We start from the raw sequence: 7935 nt of genomic DNA on the forward strand, positions 1-7935 counted from the left end.
AATTTATAAATTAAATGAAATACTTATACCATAGCATTGTACTTTCTATTTTCTTCAGTTTTATTACAACAGAAGTCAAAGCTCAAAATACAACTAAAAGAATACACGGACAGGTTTTATTTGAAAACAAAACCGCCATTCCTTATGCTAATATTCTGCTCGTTGGGGCAAATCTTCAAACACAAACCGATTTACAAGGAAAATTTACTTTGACCACAAATTCATCAAAGTCTGACACCCTTAAAGTCACTTATATGGGTATGAAAACAGAGAATAGGATTTTGAATCTTCAGCAGAATAAAGATGTAGAACTTTTATTTATTCTTTCTGATGAATCTGTAGAAATTGATGAAGTTAAAGTATACAAAACCTCTGCAAATAGGGCAGCAAAAAATGAAACTATAAAAGCTGAAATTGTGGATACAAAAGCTGTTCAGGGGCAAGCTGCTACTTTGGTTGAACTAATGAATCAGTCTGCCGGAGTACGTATTCGCCAAACTGGCGGTTTAGGGGCGAATACGAATATTATGCTCAATGGTTTTCAAGGAAAGGCCATTAAAATTTTTAAAGATGGTATTCCTACTGATTATTTGGGAAATGCATTTAATATTTCGGCAATACCAATAAATATGCTCGAACGTGTCGAAGTTTTTAAAGGTGTTTTACCTGCAAATCTGGGAGCTGATGCGCTTGGAGGTGCCGTAAACATGGTTTCGCGTGCAGATCAGCAGCGTTATCTGGCTTTATCTTATGAAATAAGCTCCTTTAATACCCATAGAATATCTGCCAATTTATTATATAATACGCCAAATCAAAAGGTGTTTTGGGGCTTAAATTCTTTCTACAATTATTCTGATAACAATTATGATGTTACGGCAGGCGTTCCAGATCAGGAAACGGCCAATGTAATTCCAACAAGAGTTAAGCTTTTCCATAATACCTATAAACAAATTTATGGAGAAATATTTGCCGGATTTCATAATCTTTCCTGGGCTGATGAATTTAGAGTAGGACTAACTTCATTCTACATTAAACGTGATAATCAATTCGCGGCTTTAATGGAAAAACCTTACGGGGCATCATATAACGAACAATATACACCTGTTATTCCGACTATACGATATAAAAAGAAATTTTTGGAGGATCGTCTGGATGTTGACCAGTTTTTGGTTTACAGTAAAATCAACAGCCTTCATGACGATACTTTGGTAGGATTTTATGATTGGTTTGGAAATTATCATGACCCTATAAACGAAAATCAACGTGGAGAAAGCGGCAATGCCTCTTTACTAGATGTCTGGTTTACCAACTTTACTTCACGTACAGGGGCAAATTATACGATTTCTGGCTCTCATAATATTACTTTCAATGTCATCTACAATGCATATTCGAGAAATGGAAAAGATCCTTACGGGGCTAAATCTGCAGGCGAGAATCCTGTAGATCTACAAAGTCTTCCTGCAGATTACAATAAAGCTGTTGCAACGTTAGGATTGAACTCTGTTTTAATGGAAGAAAAACTAAGAAATACATTTCAAGTTAAGTTTTATTACGCCGATATGGTTGGACAGGAAGTAGATATAAATACAGCAATGTTAAAAGCGGCAACTACAAAAACAAATGTATCTACTTTGGGCGTGGCAGAATCTTTAAAATACGACTGGACACGACAAACTTTTATGAGAATTTCAGGAGAACTAGCAACAAGACTTCCTGAACAAAGTGAAATATTGGGAGATGGTTCTTTTGCTTTATCTAATTTCAGTCTGAAACCTGAACGAAGCATGAACGGAAATATTGGTTTTGGAACAGGAAAGCAAGGTCTTTTTGATTTGGAGTTAAATGCTTTCTACCGCATCACAAAAGATTTAATACACTCCGTTCCTGTAAATTTAATTTATACGCAGAATGTAAACGTAGAACAAGTCAGAGGAATCGGATTAGAGGCAGATTTGCATGTCACTCCTATTTCCTGGCTTCGTCTTAATGGAAATTTTACGTATCAGGATTTCCGCTTGTACCATGTTGAAAATCCTCTTATACGATACCTGGAAGGAGCCAGACTGCGAAACATGCCTTTTTTCTTTGCCAATTTAGGAGTTGATGTACATTTTTCTAAGATTTTCAATAAACAAGATCAGTTAAAAATGTACTGGAATATGGGCTATGTGCATCAATATTATCTGGATTATATTCCGAAAAACACAGAGCCTGATGGATTTCTTGGTCTTTGGGGAAAAGCAAAAGTCAATGCCCCAAATATTATTCCAACTCAAACTATTCAAAGCGCTGGTGTATTATGGACGCCATGGAACAGCCGCTTACTTTCAGTCAATTTTGAGTGCAAAAACATTTTTGACAAAACGATTTACGACAACTTCAGAGTGCAGAATGCCGGAAGAAGTTTTCATCTTAAACTGAATTACATCCTTAAATATTAATCTTAACTAAAATCAAACAACAATGAAAAAAAGATTTTTGACTTCGGTGCTATTCCTTACTATGGGAAGTTTAGCGCTTACATCTTGCAGCAGCGACAATAACGATACTGCAACAACAGAACCTTCGGCAACAGGAAAATATGTCCTTTTAACAGCCGAAAGTACTACAGCAAATGCGGGATATTATGCTGCATACGATAATTTGCCAACTGGAGCTGTCGATAACATTGGCGGTTATTCTTTACAAGCACGAGCTTATGGCGGTTTCAGACATTATAAAAACTGGATTTTCAATAAAGCTACACTATCAGGAGAAACAGGTGTGGTGCGTTTTTCTTTAAATGCTTCAGGAATTCTGGAGCAATCCGGATTTATAAAATGTGGCACTTCTGCACAAAATTTGGTGGTAGATGAAACAACTGGGTTTTACTTTGATGCTGATCGCGGTAAAACTAAAATTCAAAAGTTTAATCCTACTACAATGCAGCGAACAGGAGAAATCGACCTATCGTCTTTAGTAGAAAAAGGGACTGGAATTAGTACTAATGTAACAACCGGAGATCAGACCATTATAGCCAAAGAAGGGAAATTATACGTAAACGTAAGCTACTCCCGTGAAGGTGGAAGCGGTTTTAATGAAAATACTAGAAAATTTACCCTTGCTGTTATCGATATTGCAACAGGAAAACCAGAAAAAACGATTGTACATTCATTTGTAAAAAATCAAGGACATGCACGTTCTGAATATCCTGCTTACACTCAGGCTCCAGACGGAACCATTTATATGGTAACAACAGGTTGGGACTATAATACTTCTGGTGTTATGGAACCACAGCCTTCTACGATTTTCCGTATTAAAGCCGGACAAACTGATTTTGATCAAAACTGGTTCTTAAAAGCAACAGATTTAGGAATGCCTGAAGGGGCACAACTTTGGAGTTTAAAAGTTTATAAAGGAAAATTATTTGTTGATGTTTCTGAGAGAAAAGTAGAACTTCCTTCATACAGTAATCTTTTAGATATCATGTATCGTTTTTATGCTGTTGATATTGAAAGTAAATCATCCGTTCATATTACTGGTCTTCCTTTAACCACATTTGGCTTTACGATTGGTAATCTGGAAGTAATTGATGACAACTTGTTCATTCGTATAATAAATAAAACAGAAGGTTTCAATGGATACTATAAGTTAAATGCAGATGGAGTTACGGCTAGTCAGGCTTTCAGTATTTCACGAGGTGGAGAAGCTAAAGGTTTTGTACGCTTATCTGGTAATTAAATTAGTAAATGGCATTACAAAATAAAAAAGAAAATAAACAGCAAAAAAGCACTTGGCGAAAGGTCAACAATTGGCTGCATCTTTGGCTGGGATTGATTTCAGGAATTATTGTTTTTATTATCTGCCTCACGGGGGTTGCCTTTGTCTTTCATGATGAAATCAATAACCTTGTCAATCAAGAAGTTCGCTATGTAGAGGTTCCAAATGGCGCTGAAAAAATTGCCATAGATTCTGTCTTATCCAATGTAAAAAAACAGTATCCGGAGATAATGCTCATGCAATTTACCACTTATAAAGATCCGTCAAAATCAGTAAAAATTATGTCTTTTGACCGCTCTGCTAAACCGCCACAATTGGGTTTAGGCAATATTTATGTGGATCCGTATTCTGGAAAAGTTTTAAAAATGGATTATACTTACGGTATTTTCCGATTTATCGCTGAGATTCATGGCAATTTACTATTAGGAAAAACAGGACTGCAGATTGTACGCATTTCTACAATCATTTTCCTGATCGAACTGATATCAGGTCTGATCTGGTGGTGGCCCAAAAAATGGAACAAAACAAACGTTAATAAAAGTTTTAAGATTAAATGGAATGCCAATTGGAAAAGGATTAATATCGACCTGCATAATGTACTGGGTTTTTATGCTCTCCCATTGGCGATAGTTTTAACTTTAACAGGATTAATTATAACCTATGAGCCTGTTAAGAATGTATTTTTTACGGTTTTTAGTGGTACAACCGAAAGAGCCTCTATACGAACTGCCCTACCGCCCGCTGACAGCACAAAAACAGCAATTCCAGTCGCAAAGCTTATTGCTTCGTACAAAAATGCAGCTACACCACAGATGACCATTGGTATACCAAATCCTAAATCGGGAGCACTTATGATTCGTACCGAGCAGGAATCCAGTATGGTTACTTACCGTGGAGATATTAATTATGTAAATGTTTATTCTGGTCAAAAAATGGATTTAACTCCAGAATTATTAACAGAATTAAATATGGGAAATATGAATTTGTCTCTACATCTGGGAACCTGGTACGGTCTGCCGGCTAAAATTTTAACTTTTTTAATCTGCCTTATTTGCACCAGTCTGCCCATTACAGGCTTTATTATATGGTATAATCGAAAATTTAAGAAAAAGAAAAGTCCAAAAGAATTATAAACAAGCGATAACACATAATCGCTAAATAATATTACATATGAAACTGTCAAGAATATTACTAGTTTTCATGATCTTATTTGGTCTGCAAAACGGTATGGCACATGCCCTTTGGGTCGAAACTAATACAGCAGGAAAAAAAGGAGTTTCTCATTCTGTCAAAGTCTATTTTGCAGAAGTTGGGGAAAGCTGGGAAGCCGTTTCTGGCAAAGAATGGTCAATGGTTAAAAATTTTGAGCTTTGGCTGCAAAGTCCGGATGGAAAATTAAGCCAACTGAAAACAAATGTGCAGAAAGACTATTATCAGGCTGATTTCATTCCAAGTCAAAATGGAACTTATCAGGTTATTGCAAAAAACATTACAATAGGGCCCTTAAATTTTCCGAATACTCCAGCGTTTGTACCTTATTTTTATGCAAAATCAAATGTACAGGTTGGAAACTCAAAAGCGACAAAATCTGAATATAAAATACCTTTAAACTTTAATATTATCCAACATGGCAATCAGAAAAAAATTGACCTAAAAGTCCCCGAATATGTTTCTGGAAAAGTTCAGGTAACTGTTTTTACTCCATCTAATGAATTAAAAACTTTTAAAGATCTCAAAAACGGGCTTTTAGAGTATGCTTTTACAGAAAAAGGAAATTATCAAATTGAAATTCAATACAAAGATGACCGACCAGGAGATGGCTATCAATTTGTCATCCATACTTTAACATCAAATTTATTCATTTCTAATTAGTTTTAATTGTTCGATTTGGCCGCCTTGTTAAAAGGCGGCCATTTCTAAAATAAATATTTTTTTCCTTTAAAGAATTTACCTTGTACTTTCTCTTCTTTCCTGAGCAGATTCATCCTCAGCATGTCCAAGTTTCCAATAGGAATAGGATTGCCATTTTTCCCTGTCCAGCTCTTTTTCTGTTCTTAAAATATATTGTATTTCTTTTATTATTGAAGATTCTGCTGCCGCATAAACAAATATGCTCCTATTCTTGTCTACATTAAAGTCACGTAATTTTTGAGCAAGCTTACTGTCTTTACCCGGAGTGCTATTAAATAACCATTCAATTTCCAGATTTTCAGGCTTTTTTAAATTCAGTACATCCTGCTTACTAAATACTTCAATAACTGCCTTTCCCTTTGCATCGACAGGAAGCGTTTCCAAAATAACGCTAATAACAGGCAATGCTGTATGATCTCCCGTCAGATAATAATGACTTGCTTTCTGGTAAAGCGGCTTCGATTTCTCTTTCATTAATACTCCCAGCTTATCTCCTTCTACCGCTGAAGTTGCCCATCTGGATGCTGGTCCTTCATCACCATGACAAACAAAATCAACAGTCATAAAATCTTTATTTAAATCCCGCATTGTATAGGTCCTTATAACTGTTTTTAGATTACTACTGCTATTACTTCCTCCAAATTCAGGAAAAACAATAATCCCCTTATCATTAGGTAATACAATTTTATTATTATCTCCTACACGGGCGACCTCGAAATTTTCCAGGTCAGTTCCACGAAGTCTGATACGGATATAATTCGGCGTAAGATATATTTTTTCGCTTACTGTTAGTATACCTTTCATTATTCCAGATCTTTTTTCCATAATTATTTAATTTTATATACCTGCAAATTTCAATCATGCAAACTGTCTTTTCTGGTAATTTTCAATCTTTTATTGGTATTTTTACATTATAATTCTACTGAAATATGAAACCAAATAAACTACTTCAATCTATTGTTGTATCAAAATCATTTCTGAATAAAGGAGACAAGTTTACACACTGTCATGATTTTTATGAGTTTCTATTTATAGAATCGGGAAATGGTTTTCATACAATTAATGAATTAAAAAAAGATTACACTGAAAATCATTTGTTTTTTGTGAACAGAAATGCAGAACACAGCCTTGAAGCTATTGAAAATACATCTGTTTATCTTATAAAGTTTACCGAAGAGTGCAAATTGGTTTTACGAGATCTCGTACTGCAATCAAATGGCAGAGCTAACGGATTGCTAAAAGCTCGTTCTCCTTTTAGTAACAGAATCACATTCAGTCACGCGGATTTACAGCTCACAAAAGATCTTTTGGCTTACCTGTTTCAGTTGGCTAAAAATCCTTTAAACAATGAAAATCTTATTTATTACCAGCTTATTTGCCTTGTTTCATTGATAGAAAGAAATGCTGACATTTCACATAACATCGAAAAAAAATCAGCCGAAATTAATGATATCATAAAACATATAAGCAAGAACATTAAACAACCGCAATTTCTTACAGTGGCATACCTTGCCAAAAAATTCAATATAGCTGAAACATATTTTGGAATATACTTTAAAAGAAACACGAATCAACCCCTCAAATCTTACATTCAAAATCTTCGATTTGAATTAATCGCACATGAAATAAAAAAAGAAAGCTTCACTCCGGTCAAATTAACTTATGAATTCGGTTTTACTGATGAAAGTCATTTTAACAAAGCATTTAAAAAACATTTTGGCATAGCACCATCTGTATATAAAATAAAAACGCGTTCTGATATTTAAATTTTACTAAAAAAACATCATTATGAAGAACTTATCATTCAACACAACTCACATAAACTAATATTAACTATTAAATTCCCTCTATTTAAAGAAAAATTCATCAAATAAAACGTAATAGACCATCAATTAATAAAACTACTTATACAACCTAAATAATAAAGAAATATCAACAAATAAACGTTAGAATATTAATATCGTTTCCCTCCGGGTCGGGCTGTGTGCTGTATCTTTTGTTTTTTAAAGAAAAAAACAAAAGGATGCCGCTTCCATCGCTAACGCATTGGGATTAAAAGCAGTTTTCCGGGCTTAAAGAAAATAATAGAAACAATTCTAAAACAAAAAATCCTCATCAGATAACTGATGAGGATTCTTAAAAGAAAGGCGACGACATACTCTCCCACAAAACTGCAGTACCATCTGCGCAGGCGGGCTTAACTTCTCTGTTCGGGATGGGAAGAGGTGAGCCCCGCCGCAATAACCACCTTAAGGTTTTTAGTTG

Annotated in this window: 6 protein-coding genes and 1 rRNA gene; 5 read left to right on the forward strand and 2 right to left on the reverse strand. The window is 34.8% G+C overall.

Annotated features, from left to right (window positions below; translation table 11 throughout):
• Nucleotides 1-14 precede the first annotated feature (14 nt).
• From ACFS3A_RS20895 to ACFS3A_RS20910, 4 genes are read left to right on the forward strand one after another with little or no spacing between them, the layout of a single operon-like run.
• Nucleotides 15-2441 (forward strand): TonB-dependent receptor, encoded by a 2427-nt coding sequence (locus tag ACFS3A_RS20895; protein WP_379827505.1) that lies wholly within the window; start codon nucleotides 15-17, stop codon nucleotides 2439-2441.
• Between the two features lie 22 nt (nucleotides 2442-2463).
• Entirely contained in the window at nucleotides 2464-3720 is a 1257-nt protein-coding gene (locus ACFS3A_RS20900; RefSeq protein ID WP_379827506.1) for a hypothetical protein, read from the forward strand.
• An 8-nt stretch (nucleotides 3721-3728) separates the two neighbouring features.
• The gene (locus tag ACFS3A_RS20905) at nucleotides 3729-4892 is read left to right on the forward strand and encodes a PepSY-associated TM helix domain-containing protein (RefSeq protein ID WP_379827507.1); all 1164 of its coding nucleotides are present in this window, start codon (nucleotides 3729-3731) and stop codon (nucleotides 4890-4892) included.
• Between the two features lie 37 nt (nucleotides 4893-4929).
• Nucleotides 4930-5631 (forward strand): hypothetical protein, encoded by a 702-nt coding sequence (locus ACFS3A_RS20910; protein WP_379827508.1) that lies wholly within the window; start codon nucleotides 4930-4932, stop codon nucleotides 5629-5631.
• A gap of 75 nt (nucleotides 5632-5706) precedes the next feature.
• Here ACFS3A_RS20910 and ACFS3A_RS20915 read toward each other — a convergent pair whose 3' ends face one another.
• Nucleotides 5707-6474 carry a siderophore-interacting protein gene (locus ACFS3A_RS20915; protein WP_379827510.1) on the reverse strand — a complete coding sequence of 256 codons (768 nt, stop codon included), beginning with the start codon at nucleotides 6472-6474 and terminating at the stop codon, nucleotides 5707-5709.
• Nucleotides 6475-6599: 125 nt separating this feature from the next.
• On the opposite strand from ACFS3A_RS20915, the gene ACFS3A_RS20920 reads away from it, so the two are divergent.
• The gene (locus tag ACFS3A_RS20920) at nucleotides 6600-7436 is read left to right on the forward strand and encodes an AraC family transcriptional regulator (RefSeq protein ID WP_379827511.1); all 837 of its coding nucleotides are present in this window, start codon (nucleotides 6600-6602) and stop codon (nucleotides 7434-7436) included.
• Nucleotides 7437-7812: 376 nt separating this feature from the next.
• On the opposite strand, the gene rrf is transcribed toward ACFS3A_RS20920, so the two are convergent.
• Nucleotides 7813-7922: ribosomal RNA gene (rrf, locus tag ACFS3A_RS20925) — 5S ribosomal RNA — on the reverse strand.
• Nucleotides 7923-7935 lie beyond the last annotated feature (13 nt).

This window comes from Flavobacterium notoginsengisoli (assembly GCF_042686225.1).
GTDB lineage: Bacteria > Bacteroidota > Bacteroidia > Flavobacteriales > Flavobacteriaceae > Flavobacterium > Flavobacterium notoginsengisoli.

Bases quoted from the DNA above. Each gene is read 5' to 3' on its own strand.
- ACFS3A_RS20895 (WP_379827505.1), top strand. From the start codon at position 15: ATGAAATACTTATACCATAGCATTGTACTTTCTATTTTCTTCAGTTTT.
- ACFS3A_RS20900 (WP_379827506.1), top strand. From the start codon at position 2,464: ATGAAAAAAAGATTTTTGACTTCGGTGCTATTCCTTACTATGGGAAGT.
- ACFS3A_RS20905 (WP_379827507.1), top strand. From the start codon at position 3,729: ATGGCATTACAAAATAAAAAAGAAAATAAACAGCAAAAAAGCACTTGG.
- ACFS3A_RS20910 (WP_379827508.1), top strand. From the start codon at position 4,930: ATGAAACTGTCAAGAATATTACTAGTTTTCATGATCTTATTTGGTCTG.
- ACFS3A_RS20915 (WP_379827510.1), bottom strand. From the start codon at position 6,474: ATGAAAGGTATACTAACAGTAAGCGAAAAAATATATCTTACGCCGAAT.
- ACFS3A_RS20920 (WP_379827511.1), top strand. From the start codon at position 6,600: ATGAAACCAAATAAACTACTTCAATCTATTGTTGTATCAAAATCATTT.